21 protein-coding genes, 2 tRNA genes and 2 pseudogenes are annotated in these 23,922 nt (G+C 59.3%); 12 read left to right on the forward strand and 13 right to left on the reverse strand.

Features of this window, described 5'->3' with window-relative positions; genetic code table 11:
* Nucleotide 1 precedes the first annotated feature (1 nt).
* Genes murI through hemA form a run of 5 tightly spaced genes read right to left on the reverse strand, consistent with a single transcriptional unit; the run spans nt 2 to nt 4,734 of the window.
* Nucleotides 2-793, reverse strand: a complete 792-nt coding sequence (murI, locus tag AC3IT6_RS24535) for a glutamate racemase (RefSeq protein WP_489353378.1) — start codon at nt 791-793, stop codon at nt 2-4.
* The gene (locus AC3IT6_RS24540) at nt 786-1,541 is read right to left on the reverse strand and encodes a molybdopterin-synthase adenylyltransferase MoeB (RefSeq protein WP_489353380.1); all 756 of its coding nucleotides are present in this window, start codon (nt 1,539-1,541) and stop codon (nt 786-788) included. The genes murI and AC3IT6_RS24540 overlap by 8 nt, the downstream gene beginning before the upstream one ends.
* Nucleotides 1,535-2,365, reverse strand: coding sequence for a peptide chain release factor N(5)-glutamine methyltransferase (prmC, locus tag AC3IT6_RS24545; RefSeq protein WP_150759018.1), 831 nt, complete (start codon nt 2,363-2,365; stop codon nt 1,535-1,537). Before prmC ends, AC3IT6_RS24540 begins: the two co-directional genes overlap by 7 nt.
* Entirely contained in the window at nt 2,366-3,448 is a 1,083-nt protein-coding gene (gene prfA, locus AC3IT6_RS24550; RefSeq protein WP_489353382.1) for a peptide chain release factor 1, read from the reverse strand.
* On the reverse strand, nt 3,445-4,734 hold the full coding sequence (hemA, locus tag AC3IT6_RS24555) for a glutamyl-tRNA reductase (RefSeq protein WP_056726273.1): 1,290 nt from the start codon (nt 4,732-4,734) through the stop codon (nt 3,445-3,447). Before hemA ends, prfA begins: the two co-directional genes overlap by 4 nt.
* A gap of 233 nt (nt 4,735-4,967) precedes the next feature.
* On the opposite strand from hemA, the gene AC3IT6_RS24560 reads away from it, so the two are divergent.
* The 8 genes from AC3IT6_RS24560 to ychF all read left to right on the forward strand — a co-directional run bounded on the left by AC3IT6_RS24560 (nt 4,968) and on the right by ychF (nt 11,885).
* Entirely contained in the window at nt 4,968-6,692 is a 1,725-nt protein-coding gene (locus tag AC3IT6_RS24560) for a tetratricopeptide repeat protein (protein ID WP_489353384.1), read from the forward strand.
* Between the two features lie 4 nt (nt 6,693-6,696).
* On the forward strand, nt 6,697-7,314 hold the full coding sequence (lolB, locus tag AC3IT6_RS24565) for a lipoprotein insertase outer membrane protein LolB (protein ID WP_489353386.1): 618 nt from the start codon (nt 6,697-6,699) through the stop codon (nt 7,312-7,314).
* 1 nt (nt 7,315) lies between these two features.
* Nucleotides 7,316-8,167, forward strand: a complete 852-nt coding sequence (ispE, locus tag AC3IT6_RS24570; protein WP_489353388.1) for a 4-(cytidine 5'-diphospho)-2-C-methyl-D-erythritol kinase — start codon at nt 7,316-7,318, stop codon at nt 8,165-8,167.
* Nucleotides 8,168-8,203: 36 nt separating this feature from the next.
* Nucleotides 8,204-8,278: transfer RNA gene (locus AC3IT6_RS24575), tRNA-Gln, on the forward strand.
* Between the two features lie 46 nt (nt 8,279-8,324).
* Nucleotides 8,325-9,266: a ribose-phosphate pyrophosphokinase gene (locus AC3IT6_RS24580; protein ID WP_003208392.1), complete on the forward strand. Its 942-nt coding sequence runs from the start codon at nt 8,325-8,327 to the stop codon at nt 9,264-9,266.
* A 142-nt stretch (nt 9,267-9,408) separates the two neighbouring features.
* Nucleotides 9,409-10,008 carry a 50S ribosomal protein L25/general stress protein Ctc gene (locus AC3IT6_RS24585; RefSeq protein ID WP_008046051.1) on the forward strand — a complete coding sequence of 200 codons (600 nt, stop codon included), beginning with the start codon at nt 9,409-9,411 and terminating at the stop codon, nt 10,006-10,008.
* A gap of 169 nt (nt 10,009-10,177) precedes the next feature.
* Nucleotides 10,178-10,762 carry an aminoacyl-tRNA hydrolase gene (gene pth, locus AC3IT6_RS24590; RefSeq protein ID WP_046030136.1) on the forward strand — a complete coding sequence of 195 codons (585 nt, stop codon included), beginning with the start codon at nt 10,178-10,180 and terminating at the stop codon, nt 10,760-10,762.
* A 22-nt stretch (nt 10,763-10,784) separates the two neighbouring features.
* The gene (ychF, locus tag AC3IT6_RS24595) at nt 10,785-11,885 is read left to right on the forward strand and encodes a redox-regulated ATPase YchF (protein ID WP_489353390.1); all 1,101 of its coding nucleotides are present in this window, start codon (nt 10,785-10,787) and stop codon (nt 11,883-11,885) included.
* Nucleotides 11,886-12,072: 187 nt separating this feature from the next.
* On the opposite strand, the gene AC3IT6_RS24600 is transcribed toward ychF, so the two are convergent.
* Nucleotides 12,073-13,290 (reverse strand): MFS transporter, encoded by a 1,218-nt coding sequence (locus AC3IT6_RS24600; protein ID WP_489353392.1) that lies wholly within the window; start codon nt 13,288-13,290, stop codon nt 12,073-12,075.
* A gap of 334 nt (nt 13,291-13,624) precedes the next feature.
* Between AC3IT6_RS24600 and AC3IT6_RS24605 the strand changes: the two genes are divergently transcribed.
* Nucleotides 13,625-15,682: a methyl-accepting chemotaxis protein gene (locus AC3IT6_RS24605; protein WP_489353394.1), complete on the forward strand. Its 2,058-nt coding sequence runs from the start codon at nt 13,625-13,627 to the stop codon at nt 15,680-15,682.
* Between the two features lie 15 nt (nt 15,683-15,697).
* Here AC3IT6_RS24605 and AC3IT6_RS24610 read toward each other — a convergent pair.
* Nucleotides 15,698-16,051, reverse strand: a pseudogene (locus AC3IT6_RS24610) (LysR substrate-binding domain-containing protein); the annotation flags it as partial.
* Between the two features lie 49 nt (nt 16,052-16,100).
* Between AC3IT6_RS24610 and AC3IT6_RS24615 the strand changes: the two are divergent.
* Together AC3IT6_RS24615 and AC3IT6_RS24620 are read left to right on the forward strand one after the other, a co-directional pair.
* Nucleotides 16,101-16,640, forward strand: a pseudogene (locus AC3IT6_RS24615) (amidase family protein); the annotation flags it as partial.
* Nucleotides 16,641-16,720: 80 nt separating this feature from the next.
* Nucleotides 16,721-16,797, forward strand: a tRNA-Met gene (locus tag AC3IT6_RS24620).
* 251 nt (nt 16,798-17,048) lie between these two features.
* Here AC3IT6_RS24620 and AC3IT6_RS24625 read toward each other — a convergent pair.
* The 5 genes from AC3IT6_RS24625 to AC3IT6_RS24645 form a co-directional block, all read right to left on the reverse strand.
* Nucleotides 17,049-17,732 carry an HAD family hydrolase gene (locus AC3IT6_RS24625; RefSeq protein WP_223442539.1) on the reverse strand — a complete coding sequence of 228 codons (684 nt, stop codon included), beginning with the start codon at nt 17,730-17,732 and terminating at the stop codon, nt 17,049-17,051.
* The gene (locus AC3IT6_RS24630) at nt 17,729-18,757 is read right to left on the reverse strand and encodes an ABC transporter ATP-binding protein (protein WP_458370460.1); all 1,029 of its coding nucleotides are present in this window, start codon (nt 18,755-18,757) and stop codon (nt 17,729-17,731) included. The genes AC3IT6_RS24625 and AC3IT6_RS24630 overlap by 4 nt, the downstream gene beginning before the upstream one ends.
* Nucleotides 18,758-18,766: 9 nt before the next feature.
* The gene (locus AC3IT6_RS24635) at nt 18,767-19,537 is read right to left on the reverse strand and encodes an ABC transporter permease (protein WP_223442545.1); all 771 of its coding nucleotides are present in this window, start codon (nt 19,535-19,537) and stop codon (nt 18,767-18,769) included.
* The gene (locus tag AC3IT6_RS24640; RefSeq protein WP_458370461.1) at nt 19,527-20,414 is read right to left on the reverse strand and encodes an ABC transporter permease; all 888 of its coding nucleotides are present in this window, start codon (nt 20,412-20,414) and stop codon (nt 19,527-19,529) included. The genes AC3IT6_RS24635 and AC3IT6_RS24640 overlap by 11 nt, the downstream gene beginning before the upstream one ends.
* A 174-nt stretch (nt 20,415-20,588) precedes the next feature.
* The gene (locus AC3IT6_RS24645) at nt 20,589-21,644 is read right to left on the reverse strand and encodes an ABC transporter substrate-binding protein (RefSeq protein ID WP_489353398.1); all 1,056 of its coding nucleotides are present in this window, start codon (nt 21,642-21,644) and stop codon (nt 20,589-20,591) included.
* A 396-nt stretch (nt 21,645-22,040) separates the two neighbouring features.
* On the opposite strand from AC3IT6_RS24645, the gene AC3IT6_RS24650 reads away from it, so the two are divergent.
* Nucleotides 22,041-22,778 (forward strand): UTRA domain-containing protein, encoded by a 738-nt coding sequence (locus tag AC3IT6_RS24650; protein ID WP_223442553.1) that lies wholly within the window; start codon nt 22,041-22,043, stop codon nt 22,776-22,778.
* 22 nt (nt 22,779-22,800) lie between these two features.
* On the opposite strand, the gene AC3IT6_RS24655 is transcribed toward AC3IT6_RS24650, so the two are convergent.
* Nucleotides 22,801-23,904: a DUF2817 domain-containing protein gene (locus tag AC3IT6_RS24655; RefSeq protein WP_489353401.1), complete on the reverse strand. Its 1,104-nt coding sequence runs from the start codon at nt 23,902-23,904 to the stop codon at nt 22,801-22,803.
* Nucleotides 23,905-23,922: the final 18 nt, after the last annotated feature.

The raw sequence follows: 23,922 nt of genomic DNA on the forward strand, positions 1-23,922 counted from the left end.
TCTACCTGTTGAAGCTTCGCACAACGCCAGCGGTATTCCACAGTATCGGCAAGATATTTCTGAAATGAAGCGGATCGGCGCTGGTCCAGAACTGCGCTTCGCGGGCGGGCCCCTCGGCGAGCAGCTCGCCATCGGCCAGCAGCCGTTGAAGTTGCCGCGCGACGGCGGCGCCGGTGTCGATCAGGCTGATGTCCTCGGGGATCATCTGCCGCAGCATCGGCTTGAGAAAGGGGTAATGGGTGCAGCCGAGAATCAGGGTGTCCGCGCCGGCGGCCAGCAGTGGCCGAACATACCCGGCCAATAGCTGGCGCAACTCGGGGCTGCGCAGGTCGCCGTTTTCAATCAGCTCCACCAGTCCGGGACAGGGCTGGGTGATGACTTTCACGTCCGTGGCGAACCGGTCGAGTAACGCTGCGAACTTGGCACTTTGCAAAGTGCCGGTGGTGGCCAGCACCCCCACCACGCCGGAACGGGTTGCGGCGGCGGCCGGCTTGACTGCCGGCTCCATGCCAACAATGGGCCATTCTGGATAGTCGCGACGCAAGTCGGCGACGCCAGCCACCGTCGCCGTGTTGCACGCCAGCACCAGGGCCTTGGCGCCCTGTTGCCGAAAGAAGTCGGCCATCACGCTGCAACGTTGCTGGATAAACTCCGGGGTTTTCTCGCCGTAGGGAACATTCCCGCAGTCGGCGACATACAACAGAGATTCATTGGGCAGCAAACGCTGGATCTCGGCCAGTACCGAGAGCCCGCCGACACCGGAGTCGAACACGCCAATCGGCGCTTCACGCATGTTTCGACCCACAGACACTGCAACCCGGATCGCGCTTGACCCGCAACTCACGGAAGCGCGAGCCCAAGGCATCGATCAGCAGCAGGCGCCCCACCAGTGGCTCACCGAATCCGGCCAGCAACTTCAACGCCTCCAGCGCTTGCAGACTGCCAACCAGACCCACCAGTGGACCGACTACGCCGGCCTCGCTACAGGTCAATTCGGCTTCGCTGCCGTGCCCGTACAAACAGTGGTAGCACGGACTCTCCGGCCGACGCGGATCGAACACCGACAGTTGCCCTTCGAGGCGAATCGCCGCGCCGCTGACCAGCGGTTTGCCGGCGGTTACGCAAGCGGCGTTGACCGCTTCACGGGTGGAAAAATTGTCAGAGCAATCGAGGACCAGATCCACCCCGGCCACCACGGCGGCCAGGGAATCCTCATCCAGCGCCGCACGATGGGCGATCAACTGGATCTCGGGATTGATCGCCGTCAGCCGCTTGAGCGCCGAATCGACCTTGGTCATGCCGACGCTGTCGGTGTCGTGAATGATCTGGCGTTGCAGGTTGGTCAGGTCGACCGTGTCGAAATCCGCCAGGTGCAACTCGCCAACCCCGGCGGCCGCCAGATAAAGCGCCACTGGCGCGCCAAGGCCGCCAAGACCGACGATCAATACGCGGCTTTCCTTGAGCCGCAACTGGCCGTCGATATCGATGTGTTGCAGCAGAATCTGCCGACTGTAGCGCAACAACTCCTGATCATTCAGCACGGCAGGCGCCCCAGACTGATGCGTTGGTGACCGCCCAGATCGGTGCGGCTGTGGACTTCTTCAAATCCGCGGGTCAGCAATAAATCGCGAACTGCCTCGGCCTGATCATAGCCGTGTTCGAGCATCAGCCAACCGCCGGCATCCAGATGCTCCGGCGCCTGGGCGACGATCAGGCGCAGATCGTCGAGCCCGTCGACACCCGCCACCAAAGCGCTGGCCGGTTCAAAGCGCACATCGCCCTCGACCAGATGCGGATCGGTCGCTGCGATGTAGGGCGGATTGCTGATGATCAGTTGAAAACGCTGACCTTCCAGGGCGCTGAACCAATGGCTGCTCAGTACCTTGGCGTTGTTCAGGTGCAGACGCTGGCGATTGCGCTCGGCCAGGGCCACGGCCTCCAGCACGCGATCCACGGCAGTGACGTTCCACGCCGGACGTTCGCTGGCCAGGGCCAGGGCAATCGCGCCGCTGCCGGTGCCGAGGTCGAGTACCTTGGCCGGCGTGGCCGGCAACAGTTCCAGCGCGGCTTCCACCAGCAACTCGGTGTCGGGGCGCGGGATCAGCGTGTGCGGTGCCACTTCCAGGTCGAGTTTCCAGAAGCCTTGTTGGCCGAGAATGTAGGCCACCGGCTCGCCGCCGCGACGGCGTTGCAAATATTCGGCAAACGTCAGCGCCGCTTCGCTCGGCACGATGCGCTCCGGCCAGGTGTGCAGGAAACTGCGGGACTTGCCCAAGGCCGCCGCCAGCAGCAATTCGGCATCCAGACGCGCCGTCGGCGAGTCGGGCAAATCAGCGGCGCGCAACAAACTGGCAATGATCGTCATTTACTCACCTATCGCGGCCAGTTGATCGGCCTGGTACTCGGCCAGCAACGGCTCGATCACCGCCTCGACACCGCCGGCGAGGATCTCGTCGAGGGAATACAAGGTCAGGTTGACCCGGTGGTCGGTGACCCGACCCTGGGCAAAATTATAGGTGCGAATGCGCTCGGAACGGTCGCCGGAGCCGACCAGCAACTTGCGCTCGCTGGCGATGGCATTGGCTGCAGCGGAGGTCTGCTGATCGTTCAGCTTGGCCGACAACCAGGACATCGCCCGGGCGCGGTTCTTGTGCTGTGAACGCTCTTCCTGGCACTCGACCACGATGCCGGACGGCAAGTGCGTGATTCGGATCGCCGAGTCGGTCTTGTTGACGTGCTGGCCGCCGGCGCCGGAGGAGCGATAGGTATCGACGCGCAGATCGGCCGGGTTGATCTCGATGGTTTCCTGTTCGTCCGGCTCGGGCAATACCGCCACGGTGCAGGCCGACGTGTGGATGCGACCCTGGGATTCGGTCGCCGGAACCCGCTGCACGCGGTGCGCGCCGGATTCGAATTTGAGCTTGCCGTAGACGTTGTCGCCCTCGACCCGGGCAATCACCTCTTTATAGCCGCCGTGTTCACCCTCGTTTTCCGAGAGGATTTCCACCCGCCAGCCACGGCGCTCGGCGTAACGCGAATACATGCGGAACAGGTCGCCGGAGAAAATCGCCGCTTCGTCGCCGCCGGTACCGGCACGGATCTCGAGGAACACGTTGCGCCCGTCGTTCGGGTCCTTGGGCAGCAGCATGCGCTGCAGGTCGGCTTCGAGCGTGACCAGGCGCTCCTTGGCTTCGCGGACTTCTTCCACGGCCATTTCACGCATGTCCGGGTCGCTGTCCTTGAGCAGTGCCTGGGCACCTTCGAGGTCGTCCTGCACTTTCAGCAGTTCTTTGTAGGCGCCCACGATCGGTTCAACTTCCGCGTACTCCTTGGAATAGGTGCGGAACTTGTTCTGATCGGAAATGACCTCGCCGTCGCCCAGCAGGGCAGTCAATTCCTCGAAACGGTCCTGGAGGATATCCAGCTTATTGAGCAGTGACGCTTTCATTGCGGTTTTTTATCCGAAAAGCTATCCGATGAGCCCTCACCGAGGGCAAAGAGTTCCTGGGCCATCGCCAGCGCATCCAGGCGACCTTCGGCAGAGAGCTTTTTCAACTGCACGCTCGGTGCGTGCAACAGTTTGTTGGTCAGCCCGCGGGCCAGTTGCACCAGCACCTCTTCGGCACTGCTGCCGTTGGCCAGCATGCGCTGGGCCTTTTGCAATTCTTCGTCGCGCAGGCGCTCGCTCTGTTGACGATAGGCCTTGAGCACGTCCACCGCCGCCAGCTCGCGCAGGCGGACCATGAAATCTTCAGCACCGATCGAGACCATCTCTTCGGCGGCCTGGGCTGCGCCCTGACGACTCTTGAGGTTCTCGGCGACCACTTCGTGGAGATCGTCGACGCTATAGAGGTAAACGTCGTCCAGTTCGCCGACTTCTGGCTCGATGTCACGGGGAACAGCGATATCCACCATGAAGATCGGTTTGTGCTTGCGCAGTTTCAAGGCGCTTTCCACTGCACCCTTGCCCAGAATCGGCAACTGGCTGGCGGTGGAACTGATGACGATATCGCTGCGCACCAGCTCTGCCGGAATATCCGACAACAACACCGCATGAGCACCGAACTGTTCGGCCAGAATGCTCGCGCGCTCCAGGGTACGGTTGGCGACCACGATGCGCTTCACACCCAGGTCATGCAGATGGCGGGCGACCAGGGTGATGGTCTCGCCGGCGCCGATCAACAAGGCCTGGCTGCGTTGCAGATCGCTGAAAATCTGTTTGGCCAGGCTCACCGCGGCAAACGCCACCGATACCGGGTTCTCGCCGATGGCCGTGTCGGTGCGCACCTGCTTGGCTGCATTGAACGTGGCCTGGAACAGCCGCCCGAGCAACGGCCCGATGGTGCCGGCCTCGCGGGCCACGGCATAGGCCGACTTCATCTGGCCGAGAATCTGCGGTTCGCCCAACACCAGCGAGTCGAGCCCGGAAGCGACCCGCATCATGTGACGAACTGCCGCATCATCTTCATGCACATAGGCGCTTTCGCGCAGCTCGTCGTAGCTCAAATGATGGTATTCGGCCAGCCAGCGCAGCACGACGTCCGCCGACAGGTGATCCTGTTCTATATAGAGCTCACTGCGATTGCAGGTGGAGAGGATCGCAGCTTCGCGGCTGTCGGTGAGTCGGCAGAGCTGCTGCAAGGCCTCAACCAGCTGCTCAGGGGTAAAAGCCACGCGCTCGCGGACGTCTACTGAAGCAGTCTTGTGGTTAATACCGAGTGCAAGGAAGGCCATTCAAAGTCGCTGATTGTGACGTGAAGCCGACAATTGTCCTACTTCGACGGAATCAGAACAACTACTCGATATCTATCGTGCCAGTAGACGACGCCGACATTGCGAGCGGTTCTCGTTTAAAGGATCGCCCAGAGTCGTCTATCGGGCGGGCAGGTAAATTGCCGGGCCGGTTATGTTTGGCCGAAAGCTTGTGTCATGATGATCCGACCGCAGGTTAGTCGTCCTCCTCCTATATGAATAGATCTTCCGCGTTGCTCCTCGCTCTTGTCTTCCTTAGCGGCTGCCAGGCCTTGGCACCCGCTTCACCGGACGGCACGTCACCGGTTGAAGACAGCACCCCGGCCCCTGAAAAGCCCAAGGTCTACAGCTCATTCAGCGAGGAAACCGTCTTCAGCCTGTTGAGCGCCGAACTGGCTGGCCAGCGCAATCGTTTCGACATTGCCCTGGACAACTATGTGACCCAGGCCATCAACACCCAGGATCCGGGCATCTCCGAGCGGGCATTTCGTATCGCCGAATATCTGGGCGCCGATCAGGCAGCCCTGGATACTGCGCTGATCTGGGCCAGGAACGCCCCCGACGACCTCGAAGCGCAACGTGCCGCCGCCGTGCAACTGGCACGCGCCGGGCGTTATGACGACTCCATGGTCTATATGGAGAGAGTCCTGCAAGGCAAGGGCGACACCCATTTCGACTTCCTTGCGCTGTCTGCGGCCGACACCGACCAGGACACCCGCAACGGCTTGATGCAAAGCTTCGACCGTTTGTTGCAGCGTCATCCGGACAACAGCCAGCTGATTTTCGGCAAGGCCTTGCTGATGCAACAGGATGGCGACACCAAAGGCGCGCTGAAGCTGCTGGAAGACAATCCGCCTGAAGACGGCGAAATCGCCCCGATCCTGCTGCGCGCACGCCTGCTGCAAACCCTCGATCGCGGTGACGAGGCCTTGCCGCTGCTGCAGAAAAGCATCAAGAAATACCCGGACGACAAGCGCCTGCGCCTGACTTACGCGCGCATGCTGGTAGAACAGGACCGCATGGACGACGCCAAGGCCGAGTTCTCGAGCCTGGTTCAGCAGTACCCGGAAGACGACGAACTGCGTTACTCCCTGGCACTGGTCTGCCTGGAAGCCAAGGCCTGGAACGAGGCCAAGGGTTATCTTGAAGACCTGATCGCCCGGGAAAGCCACGTCGACTCGGCACACCTGAACCTCGGCCGCATCGCCGAAGAACAAAACGACCCGCAAGGCGCGTTGATCGAGTACGCCAAGGTTGGCCCGGGCAACGATTTCCTGCCGGCGCAATTGCGTCAGGCCGACATCCTGATAGACAACGGCAGGACCGCCGAAGCGCAAAGAAAGCTGGCGGCAGAGCGCGACGAGCAGCCGGATTACGCGATCCAGCTGTACCTCATCGAAGCCGAAACCCTGTCCGCCAACAATCAGGGCGACAAGGCCTGGAGCGTTCTGCATCAAGCCTTGCAGCAATACCCGGACGATTTGAACCTGCTCTACACCCGTGCCATGCAGGCGGAAAAACGCAATGACCTGGCGCAGATGGAAAAAGACCTGCGCACGATCATCAAGCGCGACCCGGACAATGCCATGGCGTTGAACGCCCTCGGCTACACCTTGTCCGACCGCACCACGCGCTACGCCGAAGCCAAGGCCCTGATCGAGCAGGCACACCAGATCAGCCCGGAAGACCCGGCGGTACTCGACAGCCTTGGCTGGGTGAATTACCGCCTGGGCAATCTCGACGAAGCCGAGCGCCTGCTGCGCCAGGCCCTGGATCGCTTCCCCGATCAGGAAGTCGCCGCTCACCTGGGCGAAGTCCTGTGGGCCAACGGCAAACAGCGCGAAGCCAGACAAGTCTGGGGCAAATTCCTCAAGGAACAGCCTGACAGCCCGACCCTGCGCGGCACCATCAAACGCCTGACCGGATCAGAGACTCTTTAAGATTATGCTTTTGCGCCATTTCATCGTTTTCAGTTTTATCGCCCTGCTCGCCGGTTGCGCGGGCCTGGGTCCCCGCGAATCGGTCGTGGGCCATGGCAACGCCGCCCAATGGCGCGTGCACAAACAGCAACTGACCGGCCTCGATGGCTGGCAGATCGACGGCAAGATCGGCATCCGCGCCCCGAAAGACTCGGGCAGCGGCACGCTGTTCTGGTTGCAGCGCCAGGATTACTACGACATTCGCCTGTCGGGACCACTGGGCCGCGGCGCAGCTCGCCTGACCGGACGTCCGGGCAAGGTGTCGCTGGAAGTCGCCAACCAGGGACGTTACGACGCACCGAATCCGGAAGTGCTGCTCGAAGAACAGCTGGGCTGGAAGTTGCCGGTGTCCGACCTGGCCTGGTGGGTGCGCGGGCTCCCGGCTCCGGACAGCAAAAGTCGCCTGACCCTGGACGGCGACAGCCGCCTGGCCAGCCTGGAACAGGATGGCTGGAAGGTCGACTACACCTCGTACACGCAACAAAACGGTTTCTGGCTGCCCGAGCGCATCAAGCTCAGCGGCACCGACCTTGATGTCACGCTGGTGATCAAGGTCTGGCAACCGCGCAAACTGGGGCAATGACATGCCGGACAATCGCCTGACGCTGCCCTCGCCGGCCAAACTCAATTTGATGCTGCACATTCTGGGGCGCCGCGAAGACGGCTACCACGAACTGCAAACGATGTTTCAGTTTCTCGATTACGGCGACGAAATCACCTATGCCCTGCGCGATGACGGTGTCATCCGACTGCACACCGAATTCCCGGGCGTCCCCCACGACAGCAACCTGATCGTCAAGGCCGCCAGAAAACTTCAGGAGCAATCCGCTTGCTCGTTGGGCGTCGACATCTGGATCGAAAAAATCCTGCCCATGGGCGGCGGCATTGGCGGCGGCAGCTCGAATGCGGCAACAACATTGCTTGGCTTGAACCATCTGTGGCAATTGGGCTGGGATGAAGATCGCCTGGCTGGGCTGGGGTTGACGCTGGGCGCCGACGTCCCGGTTTTCGTGCGTGGCCACGCGGCTTTCGCCGAGGGCGTGGGGGAAAAACTGACCCCTGTCGACCCGGAAGAACCGTGGTATCTGGTGCTGGTACCGCAAGTCTCTGTAAGTACGGCAGAAATTTTTTCAGATCCGTTGTTGACACGTAACACTCCTCCCATTAAAGTGCGCCCCGTTCCCAAGGGAAACAGTCGAAATGACTGCTTACCGGTGGTAACAAGGCGTTATCCAGAGGTACGTAACGCTTTGAATTTGTTAGGTAAATTTACCGAAGCAAAACTCACCGGAACTGGAAGTTGTGTGTTTGGGGGCTTCCCAAGCAAAGTTGAAGCTGATAAAGTCTCGGCCCTTCTTACAGAGACCCTTACAGGGTTTGTAGCAAAAGGAAGCAACGTTTCGATGTTGCATCGCAAGCTGCAAAGTCTGCTCTAAAGGAACCGATTACCGGGTAATCGTTGCAACAAATACAGGGGCGTCGCCAAGCGGTAAGGCAGCAGGTTTTGATCCTGCCATGCGTTGGTTCGAATCCAGCCGCCCCTGCCATTTTCCTATACTCATCCAGGTTACCCTCAGCCTTCAGGTACTGCGCGTGTCCAAGATGATGGTCTTTACGGGGAACGCTAACCCCGATCTGGCTCGGCGTGTCGTACGTCAGCTGCATATCCCTCTCGGTGACATCTCTGTCGGTAAATTCTCCGACGGCGAAATTACAGCCGAGATCAATGAAAACGTCCGCGGTAAAGACGTCTTCATTATTCAGCCGACTTGCGCTCCGACCAACGATAACCTGATGGAACTGGTAGTGATGGCTGATGCCTTCCGCCGCTCCTCGGCTACTCGTATCACTGCTGTTATTCCTTACTTTGGTTATGCCCGTCAGGATCGCCGTCCGCGTTCCGCACGTGTGGCTATCAGCGCGAAAGTCGTGGCTGACATGCTTACCGTAGTCGGCATCGACCGTGTTCTCACGGTTGATCTGCATGCTGACCAAATCCAGGGCTTCTTCGATATTCCGGTAGATAACATCTACGGCTCCCCGGTTCTGGTGGATGACATCGAAGATCAGCGCTTCGAAAACCTGATGATCGTGTCCCCGGACATTGGCGGCGTCGTGCGTGCACGTGCGGTTGCCAAATCCCTGGGCGTGGATCTCGGGATCATCGACAAACGCCGTGAGAAAGCCAATCACTCTGAAGTGATGCATATCATCGGTGATGTCGAAGGGCGTACCTGTATTCTGGTCGATGACATGGTCGATACCGCCGGCACCCTGTGCCACGCGGCCAAGGCCCTGAAAGAGCATGGCGCTGCCAAGGTTTTCGCCTACTGCACACACCCTGTGCTGTCCGGTCGGGCGATCGAAAACATCGAAAATTCCATGCTGGACGAACTGGTGGTGACTAACACCATCCCGTTGTCCGCTGCTGCACAAGCCTGCTCGCGTATCCGTCAACTGGATATCGCGCCGGTAGTTGCCGAGGCGGTTCGCCGCATCAGCAATGAAGAATCGATCAGCGCGATGTTCCGCTAAGGGCCCTGCCCTTCTCGAAATGTCTCGTTGACGAAAAGCGCCCCGCCCCGGCATTCCTGTCGGGGCGGGGCTTTTTTGCCCATATCGCCTTTAGCGCTGGTCGCAAACGCTGGGGCGAATGTGGTTATTTTGGAGATACAACATGAACGATTTTACCCTGAATGCTGAAGTGCGTTCCGACCTGGGGAAAGGTGCGAGCCGCCGCCTGCGTCGTCTCGCAAGCCTGGTTCCAGCTGTAGTTTACGGTGGCGAAAAAGCCCCTGAATCCATCAGCATGCTGGCCAAAGAAGTTGCCAAACTGCTCGAAAACGAAGCGGCTTACAGCCACATCATCGAGCTGAACGTTGGTGGCACCAAGCAGAACGTCGTGATCAAAGCCCTGCAGCGTCACCCGGCCAAAGGCCACGTGATGCACGCTGACTTCGTACGCGTAGTCGCTGGCCAGAAACTGACCGCTATCGTTCCAGTGCACTTCATCAACGAAGAAGCACCGACCAAGAAAGGCGGCGAAATCTCGCACGTTGTTGCCGAGATCGAAGTTTCCTGCCTGCCGAAAGATCTGCCTGAGTTCATCGAAGTCGACCTGGCTAACGCTGAAATCGGTTCGATCATTCACCTGTCGGACCTCAAGGCGCCTAAAGGCGTTGAGTTCGTGGCCCTGGCACACGGCGATGACAAGGCTGTTGCCAACGTCCACGCTCCACGTGTTGCTCCAGAAGCTGCAGAAGGCGCTGCAGAGTAATTTTACTCTGTACGCCGGAGTGACCGGAAACATCGCGGACTAGAGCATAGCGAGAAAGCGGGCGAGAACGCGGAGTTTACATCATGGTAAATGAGCAATTTTCGTCCACTTTCGCCGCTTTCCCTGATTGCGGCGATGTTATCCACCACTCCAATGAAGGGCCCCTATCGTGACTGCCATCAAACTGATCGTTGGCCTGGGAAATCCAGGCGCTGAATACGAACAGACCCGGCATAACGCAGGGGCCCTTTTTGTTGAGCGCATCGCGAACGCACAAGGTGTGAACCTTGTGGCGGACCGCAAATATTTCGGCCTGACCGGGCGCTATTCGCATCAGGGTCAGGATGTTCGTCTGCTGATTCCCACCACGTACATGAACCGCAGCGGCCAGGCCGTAGCGGCACTCGCCGGTTTCTTCCGCATCAAGCCTGAAGAAATCCTCGTGGCGCACGACGAACTCGACCTGCCACCCGGCGTTGCCAAGCTCAAGCAAGGCGGCGGCCATGGCGGTCACAACGGGTTGCGCGACATCATTGCGCAACTGGGCAATCAGAATACCTTTCATCGCTTGCGGCTTGGCATTGGCCACCCGGGCGTTGCCAGTATGGTTTCAAATTTCGTCCTGGGTCGTGCGCCACGCGCCGAACAGGAAAAACTCGATGCCAGCATCGACTTTGCCCTCGGCGTGCTGCCGGATATCCTCGCCGGGGAATGGAACCGCGCGATGAAAAACCTGCACAGCCAGAAGGCCTGACTCTTATCCGAGGGGAAACACCATGGGATTCAATTGCGGCATCGTCGGCCTGCCTAACGTCGGCAAGTCCACCCTGTTCAACGCCCTGACCAAATCCGGTATCGCGGCCGAAAACTTCCCCTTCTGCACCATCGAACCCAACAGCGGTATCGTGCCGATGCCGGATCCGCGCCTGGATGCCTTGGCGGCCATCGTCAATCCAAAGCGCATCCTGCCGACCACCATGGAGTTCGTCGACATCGCCGGCCTGGTTGCCGGTGCGTCGAAAGGTGAAGGCCTGGGCAACAAGTTTTTGGCCAACATCCGTGAAACCGATGCCATCGCCCACGTGGTCCGCTGCTTCGAAGACGAGAACGTGATTCACGTCTCCAACAGCGTCGACCCGAAACGCGACATCGAAATCATCGAGCTGGAACTGATCTTCGCCGACCTCGACAGCTGCGAGAAGCAACTGCAGAAAGTCGCGCGCAATGCCAAGGGCGGTGACAAGGACGCAGTGGTCCAGAAAGGCCTACTGGAGCAACTGATCGCTCACTTCACCGAAGGCAAGCCAGCGCGCAGCCTGATGAAGAACATGGGCACCGACGAAAAAGCGGTGATCAAGGGCTTCCACCTGCTGACCACCAAACCGGTCATGTACATCGCCAACGTCGCTGAAGACGGTTTCGAGAACAACCCGCACCTGGACGTTGTACGCGCCATCGCCGAAGAAGAAGGCGCCGTGGTTGTACCGGTCTGCAACAAGATCGAAGCGGAAATCGCCGAACTCGATGACGACGAAGAGAAAGACATGTTCCTTGAAGCCCTGGGCCTCGACGAGCCTGGCCTGAACCGCGTGATCCGCGCCGGCTACGAAATGCTGCACCTGCAGACCTACTTCACCGCCGGTGTCGAAGAAGTCCGCGCCTGGACCGTCCGCGTTGGTGCCACCGCACCTCAAGCCGCTGGCGTGATCCACACCGACTTCGAAAAAGGCTTCATCCGCGCCGAAGTGATCGCCTACAACGACTTCATCCAGTACAAGGGCGAAGCCGGTACCAAGGAAGCCGGTAAATGGCGCCTGGAAGGCAAGGACTACATCGTCAAAGACGGCGACGTGATGCACTTCCGCTTTAACGTCTAAGCCACACGCCCAACAAAAAGCCGCGTTTGATACGCGGCTTTTTTGTGCCTGAAACAATCATCCGCCACACCACCGAACCCCTGTGGGAGCGGGCTTGCTCGCGAAGGCGGTGTGTCATTTACAGTTGTACTGACTGACACGCCCTCTTCGCGAGCAAGCCCGCTCCCACAGGGGGATTTGTGTCGGCTCAGGCCTTTTTGGTACGCGGCAGGAAGATCGCCAACACCCCGAACAACGGCAGGAACGAACACAGGTAATACACGTACTCGATGCCGTGAATGTCGGCCAGATGCCCGAGTAACGCCGCGCCAATCCCGCCGAAGCCGAACATCAAGCCGAAGAACACCCCGGCGATCATCCCGACATTGCCCGGCACCAACTCCTGGGCGTACACCACGATGGCCGAGAACGCCGAGGCGAGGATGAAGCCGATGACGACACTGAGGATGCTGGTCCAGAACAGGTCGACATGGGGCAGCAGCAATGTGAAGGGCGCAACGCCGAGGATCGAGAACCAGATCACCGCCTTGCGTCCGATCTTGTCGCCGATCGGCCCGCCGAAGAATGTCCCCGCCGCGACCGCGCCGAGAAACAGGAACAGGTGCAACTGCGAACTGGCCACCGACAGGTCGAACTTCTCGATCAGGTAGAAGGTGAAGTAGCTGGTGAGGCTCGACATGTAGAAATACTTGGAGAACACCAGCAACCCGAGTACCACCAGCGCACTGGTCACTCGGCCCTTGGACAGACCGTGGGTCGCCACCTGGCCTTGCTTGAGCTTGAACAGGTTCAAGTGGTTGGCGTACCAGCGGCTGATCCGGTAGAGCACGAACAGCGCAAACACCGCGAACAGGCCGAACCACGCCACCTGCCCTTGACCGTAGGGAATGATAATCGCCGCCGCCAGCAACGGGCCGAACGCCGAGCCTGCGTTACCGCCGACCTGGAAGGTCGATTGCGCCAACCCGAAGCGCCCGCCCGAAGCCAGGCGCGCCACACGGGACGCTTCCGGGTGGAAGGTCGATGAACCGATGCCGATCAGCCCCGCCGCCAACAGGATTAGCGGGAAACTGGCGACCACCGACATCATCAGAATGCCGACCAGGGTGCAGACCGTCCCCGCCGGCAACAACCACGGCTTGGGATGGCGGTCGGTGTAATAACCGACCCACGGCTGCAGCAGCGAGGCCGTCAACTGGAACGTCAGGGTGATCAGGCCGACCTGGGTGAAGGTCAGGCCATAGTTGGCCTTGAGCATCGGATAGATCGACGGTAGCACCGACTGGATCAGGTCGTTGATCAAGTGCGCCAGCGCTACCGCGCCGATGATGCGCATCACCAGAGGACTGCTTTGCGGCGTAGCGGACGCCGGCACTGAGCCGGACTGGGCGTTGCTGATAGCCATGGGAGTTTCCTGACAACAGGAGGTACAAACGTGCAGGTGCGTCAATGTGCCATTTTTCAGTGCAGCAACGCCATCCCCTTAGCCTGCTAACGACTTCGATTTTTCATCACCACAACCTTGATGGCGCAAAGCCATGGTCTGAATCTTGCCTTCCTTGTCGGCTTGAACGCGGCTTCCTTACAAAGGAGACCGACAATGGGAAGTTTCGCTACAGAGTCGGCCTACAGAGCGGACAAGGGTGAACTTTCGAGGCCTTTTTAGAGGGCACGAGTCGGAGGTGCGACAACCTCCGACGCACGCCAATGGGGCGTGGTGTCCAGAGGAGTCATGGGGCATGCAGGCTTTTTTATCACCGGGGATCGGGCTGCTGGGGCGTTTTGGCTTCGCACGTAAATTCCAGCTGTTGTTTCTGCTGTTTATCCTGCCGCTGGCTGGCAGCCTGTGGATGATCGGCCAGGACTATCGCGACAAACTCAGCCTGATCGCCGGCGAACGCGCCGGGGTGCGGCAACTGCTTGCGCTCGATGCGCTGGATGACCTGCTCGCTGCCCAGCGTGATCGCGCCGCCCGATGGCGCGCCACGGAAACCAATCGCCAGCCAACGCCGGCCACCCTCGCCGCGATGGCCGCCTTCGATGCGGTTCAGCCCGCCGTCAGCCAGGCCACTGCCGAGTTGGGCAATGCCCTGCAAAAAGAAAGTGCCGAGGGTGAAACCCTGTCGCGTTACCAGGCCCTGCGAACCGCCCTCGATGGCCTCGATTCAAAAAGCCTGAGCAATGTCGGCTGGTGGCCCGATGGCTACGATCGCTTCACCAACGCCTTGAGCGCCCTGCAAGCCTTGCGCGAGCAGATCGCCATGGACAATCGCCTGACGCTGGCACCGTGGCTGGAGACTTATTTGCTGACGCAGATTTCCACCCAGCATGCACCGGACCTGATCGAACGGGTCGGTCGTCTGGCGGCGGTGGGCCAGGCCTCGGTGGTGTCCGGACAGTTCACCCTGCAAAGCCGCCTGCAACTGCGCGACCTGCGCAGCCGCATCGGCGATGCGCGCGAGCAGCTGGTGAAAACCGCAGGCCTGCTCGAAGCGCGCTTACCCAGCGCCCTGCAAACCTGGGCCGGGCAATACCATGACAGCCTCAAGCGCCTCGATGCGGGCCTGAAGGTGCTGGATGACGGCGTGTTCGGCGGCAGCATCAACCTCAAGCCGGAGGACTTCGAACGCAGTATCGATGCCCTGCTCTCCGACCTCGCCGCGTTGCGCCAACAGTCGCTGGTGTCGCTGGATCAACGTTTGGATTACTACCACGACTCGGCGATCCGCCAGTTCATTGTGGTGGCCGCCGTGTTGGGCTGCCTGCTGTTGGCCGCGCTGTATCTGTTCATCTGTTTGCAGGCCTCGATCCGCCGCAGCGCCAGCGGCATCACGGTGCTGGCCGAGGCCTTGCGCGATGGCAATCTGAGCCTGCAAGTGCCGGTTCAGGGTCGGGACGAACTGGCGGTCATCAGCACCGCGCTGAACGTCGCCGTGGTGCAACTGCGCACCAGCCTGCAAGGGGTGGATCATGAAACCCTGCAACTGAGCAACGCGGTGCAAACCCTCAATCATCATTCCAGCGACGCCCTGGGCGAAGTCGAAGCCCAGCAGTTGCAGATCAGCCAGATTGCCGCTGCGGCGACGCAACTGGCCGCCACCTCCCAAGGGGTGGCCCACAGTTGCGAACAGGCGTCAGGCAGCGCGCAACACACCCGGCGCATTGCCGCCGACAGCAGCCGTGATAGCCAGCGCACCACTGCGAGCATCCAGCAACTCAATCAACGCCTGAACGAGACCGCTGCGGCGCTGGGCCGAGTCAGCGAGCAGGGACAGCAGATTCAACTGGTGGTCGACACCATTCGCGGCGTCGCCGAGCAGACCAACCTGCTGGCACTCAATGCCGCCATCGAGGCGGCTCGGGCGGGTGAGCAAGGGCGTGGCTTCGCGGTGGTGGCCGATGAAGTGCGCAGCCTGTCGCAACGCACGCAATCGTCGACCGCACAGATTGCCGGTACGGTCGACAGCCTGCGCAACACCGTGAATGAGGCCGTCAGCCTGATGCAAGCCGCGTGCAGTCAGGCAGAAAGCGATGCACAAGCGGTTACCGGCCTCGGTGAACGGCTCGGGGAAATCGCCAGTGCGGTGCAGAGCGTCACCGATACCCTGGCGCAAATCGCCACGGCGGTGGAAGAACAGGCCAGTACCGCCGACGAGGTCAGCGGCAATATCCAGCAGGTCGATCAAGCGGCGGTGCGTTTGCTCGAAGGTGCCCGCGCGGTGAACCAGGCGGCGGACACCTTGAGCCACGGCAGCAAGGCCCTCAGCGCCAACACCGGGCGCTTCCGCTTGAGTTGAGTCCGCCAGGACTTCTCAGGCGCGGATCACCGCCTCCGGGAAGTCCTGCTCCAGTTCGCTCTTGAGCCAGTCGATAAACCACGCCACGTCCGCCGAGAGCTCGGCGGACGGCGTCAGCACCCGATAGCTTTCCAGCTTCACCTGCGCGTCCACCACCCGCACCAGCTTGCCGCTATGGAGTTCTTCGCGCACCAGTACTTCGTTGGCCAGTGCAATGCCCTGCCCGCTTTCGGCCACCGACAATGCGTGGTCGTTGTTGACGTAGAGCATGTCCGAATTGAGGTGGATGTCGAGGTCGTTGGCGGCGAACCACAGGTTCCACCACTCGCCGTCATCGACGTGGATCAGGTTGTGCTTCACCAAGTCCGCGTGCCCTTCGATGACAGTGCCGACCTGTTTATCGACCAACTCGGCTACGCCAGAGAAGCTGTGGAGCAGTTGGCGGACGTTGCGCCACTGGATGGTCGCCGGCTCGTTGGGCGCGACTTATGCCGACCCGCAAAAACGTGGGCTGTTGAAACCGGAAGCCTGCTGGGAAGTGGAGAACGGCCTGAAACTCTCGGCCACCGATGTGTTTGCTGCCTCGGTGACGCGCAGCGACTGGTATCGGGCGATCTCCAGGCTATTCGAAAAATACGACTACCTGCTGCTGCCCAGCGCCCAGGTGTTCCCGTTCGATAAAACCCGACCGTGGCCCGCCGCCATCGAAGGCGTGACCATGGACACCTATCACCGCTGGATGGAGGTGGTGATTCCCGGCACCTTGTCCGGCTGCCCGGTGGCTAACGTACAGGTCGGTTTCAACGCCAGCGGCCTGCCCATGGGCCTGCAAATCATCGGCAGACACCAGGCCGACTTCGCTGTCCTGCAACTGGCGCACGCGTACGAACAGGCCAGCCGCTGGTTCCAGCGCTGCCCTTCACCCCTGCTCGGAGGGTCGATTTTGCTAAAGAGTTGATAAACGGTTGAAAGCGCAGAGAAATATTTTAGATTTGTGCTTGACGCATCCCCGTTACCGGTGAATAATGCGCGCCACTTGGCTACATAGCTCAGTTGGTTAGAGCATAGCATTCATAATGCTGGGGTCCGGGGTTCAAGTCCCTGTGTAGCCACCAAGTACCTGTTTACAGATGTCTCCATGAGTCTCTAAACAACCTCAAGAAGCCCGCCTAGTGCGGGCTTTCTTGTGTCTGGGGCATTTGTTCTTTCACTCCATGCACCCGGACAAGGCCTGCCGCCTTTATGACGAACAAGGCCTCTGCCTGGAAGTACGTCCCCATGGCGGCCCATGACAAATCCTGGGTTAGCCGAGGTACCGGCGGGTCCACTGCCTTGTGGCGCAATAATGCATTGAAGCGCGACTGGATTAACCCGTGACGCCGTGCTCATCTTGCGCCAACTGCCAGTCATACTGTCGCCATTGATGCTGGTCCGAGACCTGTTTCAACGCTGGTGCGGGGTTGACGACACACGCATGCTGGACCACATGTAAAAGCGGCAAATCATTCACCGAGTCACTGTAGCCATAGCTGCCTTGCAAGTTGCTTCCATGGTGCTTCAGCCACGCCTGCAAGCGCTCCACCTTGCCTTCCCGAAAACTGAGTATCCCTTTAGTCGCGCCGGTAAAGCTGCCACCTTCCTGTTCAAGTTCGATGGCGATCACCTCGTCCACGCCCAGCATGGCCGCGACACGGCGCACGATAAAGTCAGCCGTCGCGGAGATGATCAACAGCTGGTTTCCCTGTTGGCGATGCCACTCGATTTGCCGACGTCCGGCTGGATATATGCGGGGAGCAATGATGCTGGAAACAAAGTCATCAGCCCATCGCTCCACTTCGCTGACGGCCACTCCAGACAACGGTTGGAGCGTAAAGTCCATGTACTGCGCCATGGAGAGTTCGCCCAGATGATAGGCTTGCATCATCGCCTGCTCGGTGACCAGCATGTCGGCTGCGGCCACACCACGTTGCACCAGATAGCGCAGCCAGAGACTGGAGCTATCGCAATCGACAAGGGTCTCGTCCAGGTCAAAAATAGCCAAAACCGTCATGCGACCTCCTGCAGTTCTTCACGATTGAACAGCAGATCGAGCGGCGCGCCTGCCGGCAGTAAAGAACCTGAACTGCGATTGAGCATATCGACCATCAACGAGCAGCCTTGCGCATCGACGTGGTAACGAATGACGTTGCCGAGCAGTTGATGGTGACGGACCGTGGCGCGGCACGGCGCACCCAGATGCGGGCCATAACTGCGGCCGGCTTGCGCCACATGGATCGCTTCCGGCCGGATTGCCAGTTGTCCTTGTATGCGCAGGCCAAGCAGTTGTTCCGCCTGACGGGCATCCAGCAGGTTGTAGCTACCCATGAAGCGCGCGACAAAACCATTGGCGGGACGGGTGTAGATTGTCTCGGCGCTCCCTTCCTGCACAATGCGACCGCCATCCATGACAATGATGCGGTCGGACAACATCAGCGCTTCTTCCTGATCGTGGGTCACGAAAATAGTCGTCAGTTTCAGCTGCGACTGAATCCGCCTGATCTCCTCCTGCAGGTTCTTGCGGATGCGCGCATCCAGTGCCGACAGTGGTTCATCCAGCAACAGGATGCGTGGCCGCACCACCAATGCCCTCGCCAGGGCGACACGCTGACGCTGGCCGCCGGAGAGCTGACTCACGAATTTGTTTTCGTGCCCCTGCAATTCAACCAGGCGCACTGCTTCGGTCACGCGCTGGAAGGTTTCATCGACACTGACGCCCTGCATTTTCAGGCCGAAGGCAATGTTGCCCATCACCGTCAGATTCGGAAACAACGCATAGCTCTGAAAGACCATGCCGATACCACGTTTTTGCGGAGCAACATGGGTAATGTTATTTCCCGCCACCTGGATCTGACCGCTATCGACGTCAGTCAAACCGGCGATGCAGCGCAACAAGGTCGACTTGCCGCAGCCACTGGGGCCGAGCAGGGTCACCAGTTCGCCTTCCTTGATATTGAAATGGATGTCGTCAAACACGCGGGTCTTGCCCGAGCCCTTGCCGTAGTATTTCGACAAGTTGGATACTTCAAGATAATTCATCGCACAGTCCTATCGACTCAAGCGGGTGGCAATCCAGGTCACGCCCAGCGTAAATATGAAATAGCTCATCACCACGGCACTCATGAAATGGCCGCTGGTGGAGCGCACGGAATAGAGATAGACGTTCAAGGTTTCGTAACGGCTGCCCACCAATATGTTGGCGAACACGAACTCGCCCAGCAGGAAGGAGAACGAGAGAAACAAAGCGGCCATCAGGCCTTTGCGGATGTTCGGCAAGATCACCCGCAAAAAAGCGGCGGGAGTGCTTGCCCCTAGCAGGTGCGCCGCATCCATCAGGTCACGCACGTTCAGCCCTTGCAGACCGTTGGCGAGTGCCCGGTACATGAACGGCAGGACAATCGTGAAATAACACCCGATCAATACCCACGGCGTACCGATCAGTGGAAGCGGGCCATCGGCATAAATCTGTAACAAGCCCACTGACGAGACCACAGGCGGCACCGCGAACTGGATCAGGATCAGGATGTTCATCCAACGATCCAGGTTCGGGAAATAATGGAACACGACAAATGCGGCAGGCACGATGACCACTGTGCTGAAGACCAATGTGCCCAGTGCAATCAACAGGGAGTGGCTAAATGCACTCAAGAACCGCGGCTCTTGCCACAACTTGAGGTACCAGTCGAACGTCAGCCCGTCGGGCAATATGGTTGCCCCCCAGTGCTGGGAAAATGAATACACCAGGGTCGCCAGAACAGGGACACTGAGTAGCGCCATCACGCCATACAGCACGAACTGGTGATAACGGTTAGTGTGCATGGTAGCTTCTCTTCATCAAGAGCTGATTGACCATCGCCACGAGCACCAACATCGCCACCAGAAGCACGGACAGTGCTGCCGCCAGATTCGGTTCCAGAGAAATGTCCCCGGCGACCAGGCTGGAAATGCGGATGGTGACCAGGTTGTAGTTGGAGGTCATCAGTGCATACGCACTGGCATACGCCCCCATGGCATTAGCCAACAACAATATGAAAGTGCCGAGTACCGCCGGCAGCAGTACCGGCAATGCAACCAGACGCCAGTAACTGGCACGGCTGGCACCCAGCAAAGAGGCTGCCTCTTGCCAATCATCTTGCAGCGCATCAAAGGCTGGATAGAGCAACAACACCGCTAGCGGTATTTGGAAATAGCTGTAAATCAGCGTCAGACCGGTCTGCGTGTATAAATTGAAATCAGCCAGCAAACCCCATCGCCGCAAGAGCAAGGTCACGGCGCCATTAGTTCCCATCACGATAATGAAGGCGAATGCCAATGACACCCCACTTAGATTGCTGGCCATATTGGTGAATGCCACCGTCATGTCGCGCAGCGCGCAATCCACCCGCTTCAATGAAGCGGCGACCACCAGCGCGATGGCTAATCCGATCAAGCTGGAGCAGACGGAAACCCAAAGGCTGTTACCAAAGGCCTGCCGGTAAAACGGGGAATTCAGGATTTCACTGAAATTCGCCAGCGACCATGCGCCATCAACCTGCACACTGTTGATCAGCAGCCAGGCTGTCGGTGCCAGTGAAAACAGCGCCAACACACATAACAAGGGCAATAGAACCAGCGCCGCCCGCCAGTGGCGAAAGCGTGGGTGATGCCGGGTGTCGAGAGTCACTGGTATTGCCAGCGGGTTCGATGCAGAAGTCATACAGCTAGCCATTCCGTGTTACATGGTTTTTGATAAGCGAGCGCGAAATATGACCGGCGCAATCCTTAGTGCGACCATTACCCTGCTCTCTGCTCTAATGCTCACTTCTAAAAACCGCAGCGAACGACCCAAGTCGCGCAGCAGGTTTTTAGAAGCGAACTAACGCGGGTGGAGTTACCTGTTATAAATCATGACTTGTTCTTGCCACTGCCGCGGTATGGCCTTGGTGGTTGTCTCCCATGCCGCGAAATCCTGGATCGGTTTGGCGTTGCGATACTGTTCAGCCGACAGCATCTTGTCCTTTACATCCTGTGGCAGGACGACGTTGCTGCGAATCGGACGCGCATAACCACGCGCCAGGTTAATCTGGCCTGCATCGCTGAAAATGTATTCACGCGCCAGTTTGGCGGCGTTCGGATGCTGTGCGTATTTGTTGATGAGGGTTGAATAACCGGCACTCACACTACCGTCAGTGGGAATGGATACCGTGAACTGGGATGGATCGATCTTGTCGCGATAGCTCAATGACGTGAAGTCCCATAACAGGGCAACTTCCACTTCACCTTTTTCCATGTTGGCGATACTGGCATCGGTCATGGAGAGCCGCCCTTGTTTAGCCAGTTCGGCAAATAACTGATACGCAGGCTGCAAGTTCTTTTCGTTGCCGCCATTGGCAATCGCCGCTGCCAGCAGAGCGCTATTGGCTTGCGCCGAGACGCCCACTTCGCCAACCGTCACCTTGTAGTTGCCTTTGAGCAAATCGCCCCAGCTCTTAGGCGGATTTTTGACCAGTTTGTTGTTGCTGATGAAGGAAATGGTCCCGCTGTAAGCCACCATCCAATGACCGTCTGCGTCCTTGGCCCAAGCCGGAATTTCGTCCCAGGTGGTCGGCTTGTAGGCCTGGGTAACGCCCTTCCTGACGGCAATCGGGCCGAACGATTGGCCAACGTCACCGATATCGCCTGATGCGTTCGATTTTTCAGCTTCGAATTTTGCGATTTCCTGCCCCGAGCTCATGTCGGTGTCCTGATGTACCAGGCCGTACGTTTGCGTGATCTGAGCCCAGGTATCTTTCCAGTTTGCCCAGTTATCCGGCATGCCCAAACTATTGACCGCGCCTTCTTTTTTGGCTGCGGCGACTAAAGCATCCAGCTCCGACTGCGCGTACGCACTGGAAACTGCAATCGACAAGGCACCTGCAAGCAAACTCGTAATCAGTATTTTTTTCATGGGATAGCCGTGTGGTATAGACCAGATTGGGGCGGAAACTGGATGCTACCCATAAGAAATGACCGAAATGTGACACTTGAGACGTTCCGACTCAGCCCTCTAATGCAATTGAATAGGCGTCAAGCACCTGGCCGGGATAGAACAGGGCTGTCGTTGCGCCAGGGAATGTCTGTCGATGCCACCCTCATTCACTTGCCCGGCACGACCGGAAACAACGAAGGTAATCGGCACCGGAGTGCAGGCGCGGACGAAGGTCTGAGCACCCGCTCCGGGTGATCAATCGTCAGAGGGACAGTGGGCGAGGTGTGCCCGAAGAGAGTCAGTTGAGTCGAGTAAAGGTAATGAAATGATGAACTGGGATAATATCAGCGCTCAAAAATCATCCAGACCATCACCGTGACAGAAAAAATAACCACCCAAGCTGCCACCATCTATCACGCCCTGGCAACGCAAATCATCAATGGCACTCTGGCGTCCGGTAGCAAGCTCCCTCCCGAACGAGAGCTGAGCGACCTGTTTTCCACAACCCGCATCACGCTCAGAGAAGCCCTGCAAAGAATGGAAGCGGAAGGATCGATCTATCGGGAAAGCAGGCGCGGCTGGTTTGTTACCCCACCCCGACTGGTGTACAACCCCTTCACAAATTCGCTGTTCCACCAGATGGTCGAAAGCCAGGGGCGCAAGGCACTCACACAGGTCATTTCGACCAGTACGGAATTGGCGAGCCCGGAGTTATGCCTGAAGTTGGCGGTGCTGCCGTTAAGCAGGCTGCACTGTATACGCCGTCTACGCTCAGTCGATGGGCGCCCCGTGATGTTTGTTGAACATTATCTGAAACCAGAGTTTTTCCCGGACATATTGAAACTGGACCTGACTCAGTCGCTGACATTGATTTACCGAAAACACTATGACATCCATTGCGGCCGCGCGACTTTTGATATTTACCCGACCGCGGCGCAGGCCAGCGTGGCGAATTATCTCAATCTGCCGGAAGGCAGTCCGCTGTTAATGATAATTCGCGTCAACTATGATCAGCATGGACAGATTCTTGATTGCGATCGCGAGTTCTGGCGTCATGACGCAGTCCGGATTTCCATGGATAGCCAAACACTGCATCCAGACAAAGTAGCTTGACCCTGCAGCTTCCCCCTGAACTTTATGCCGTCGGCAATGCGGACAACGCCCGCTCCCAGATCTGCCACGTCCGCAACCAGACCATCGCCTGCCAATCGCTGTCGGCGGGATAGAACTGCTCCAGCAGACTCAGCTTGATCCCGCGCCCTGTTGCGTCATTCGGGTTGCCATGCAGATGCAGCCAGTGGTCATCGCGCAGATGCCGGTGAACATCCGGCCCCGGGTACGTACCGCACTCGATGACGAAAGGCATCAACCGTACCTGCGGCAGCGCGTCGATCAATGCCTGTGAGGTGTAGCCGGTGGCCGTTGCCGCCACTCCGGTTTCGCTCAGGGTGTCGGCGCCGGTTTGCAGGCTGTAGAGCCACGGGCCATAAATCGCCTGCGCATCCGCCAACGCCGGATAGGCGGACTCGGTGATGGTCAACAACATCGGATGACCGTACTCGCCAGCGCCCGTGTGCAAGTCGAAACACATGGCGACCTCGGCATGGGCCACGTGCTTTTGCACGACCTTGTGCAACGTGCGGTTCGACCAGCTCGGCGCCAGCCCGCCGAAAAACAGGCCGTTGGGATGAGCATGCTGACCACCCTCGACAATCGACATGACTGCCGGCCAGCCGTGCAGGCGAATCTGCTCGTCGAGCAAAGCATCGGCACGATCACGCTGCGGACCGTGCAACTGCGGGCAGGCATAGATTTCATGCAGGGCGTCGTAGGCCTGGTTGTCTGGCAGCGGTCGCTGGAAATCCAGGTGATTGCGGTTCAGGTCGATGTTGTCTTCGTTGACCCGGCGCAACCACGCCATGCCCCAAGGGTTGATGGCATGGATCATGACCACGGCGACATCCGCTGGCAGGGAGCGCTTGCCCAACTCCTGCAGCCATTTGATCTGGCAGCCCGAGCCATAGAAGCCTTCGACCCCGTGAGTGCCGCTCAACGCGATCAGCAGCCGCTTGGCGCCCGGATCCCCCAGCACCGCCACATCGGTACTCAGCGGTTCGCCGAACGGTCCTTTGAGCGGGTGTGGATATTCCGTCAGCGTTGCGCCTGCCGTGGTCGCGGCGGCCAGGAATTGTTCACGCTGGGTGCGATAGCCGGGCTGGGTGGGGAACTCGGTTTGCATGTCTGCCTCTTGTTGATC

The sequence above is a fragment of the Pseudomonas sp. KH_017 genome (assembly GCF_057840285.1).

What these genes read in the sequence shown, in the direction of transcription:
- prfA (WP_489353382.1), bottom strand. Translation starts at nt 3,448, where the DNA reads ATGAAAGCGTCACTGCTCAATAAGCTGGATATCCTCCAGGACCGTTTC.
- AC3IT6_RS24630 (WP_458370460.1), bottom strand. Translation starts at nt 18,757, where the DNA reads ATGAATTATCTTGAAGTATCCAACTTGTCGAAATACTACGGCAAGGGC.
- murI (WP_489353378.1), bottom strand. Translation starts at nt 793, where the DNA reads ATGCGTGAAGCGCCGATTGGCGTGTTCGACTCCGGTGTCGGCGGGCTC.
- AC3IT6_RS24605 (WP_489353394.1), top strand. Translation starts at nt 13,625, where the DNA reads ATGCAGGCTTTTTTATCACCGGGGATCGGGCTGCTGGGGCGTTTTGGC.
- AC3IT6_RS24625 (WP_223442539.1), bottom strand. Translation starts at nt 17,732, where the DNA reads ATGACGGTTTTGGCTATTTTTGACCTGGACGAGACCCTTGTCGATTGC.
- AC3IT6_RS24585 (WP_008046051.1), top strand. Translation starts at nt 9,409, where the DNA reads ATGAACGATTTTACCCTGAATGCTGAAGTGCGTTCCGACCTGGGGAAA.
- AC3IT6_RS24635 (WP_223442545.1), bottom strand. Translation starts at nt 19,537, where the DNA reads ATGCACACTAACCGTTATCACCAGTTCGTGCTGTATGGCGTGATGGCG.
- AC3IT6_RS24655 (WP_489353401.1), bottom strand. Translation starts at nt 23,904, where the DNA reads ATGCAAACCGAGTTCCCCACCCAGCCCGGCTATCGCACCCAGCGTGAA.
- AC3IT6_RS24640 (WP_458370461.1), bottom strand. Translation starts at nt 20,414, where the DNA reads ATGACTTCTGCATCGAACCCGCTGGCAATACCAGTGACTCTCGACACC.
- ychF (WP_489353390.1), top strand. Translation starts at nt 10,785, where the DNA reads ATGGGATTCAATTGCGGCATCGTCGGCCTGCCTAACGTCGGCAAGTCC.
- ispE (WP_489353388.1), top strand. Translation starts at nt 7,316, where the DNA reads ATGCCGGACAATCGCCTGACGCTGCCCTCGCCGGCCAAACTCAATTTG.
- hemA (WP_056726273.1), bottom strand. Translation starts at nt 4,734, where the DNA reads ATGGCCTTCCTTGCACTCGGTATTAACCACAAGACTGCTTCAGTAGAC.
- AC3IT6_RS24645 (WP_489353398.1), bottom strand. Translation starts at nt 21,644, where the DNA reads ATGAAAAAAATACTGATTACGAGTTTGCTTGCAGGTGCCTTGTCGATT.
- lolB (WP_489353386.1), top strand. Translation starts at nt 6,697, where the DNA reads ATGCTTTTGCGCCATTTCATCGTTTTCAGTTTTATCGCCCTGCTCGCC.
- AC3IT6_RS24560 (WP_489353384.1), top strand. Translation starts at nt 4,968, where the DNA reads ATGAATAGATCTTCCGCGTTGCTCCTCGCTCTTGTCTTCCTTAGCGGC.
- prmC (WP_150759018.1), bottom strand. Translation starts at nt 2,365, where the DNA reads ATGACGATCATTGCCAGTTTGTTGCGCGCCGCTGATTTGCCCGACTCG.
- AC3IT6_RS24600 (WP_489353392.1), bottom strand. Translation starts at nt 13,290, where the DNA reads ATGGCTATCAGCAACGCCCAGTCCGGCTCAGTGCCGGCGTCCGCTACG.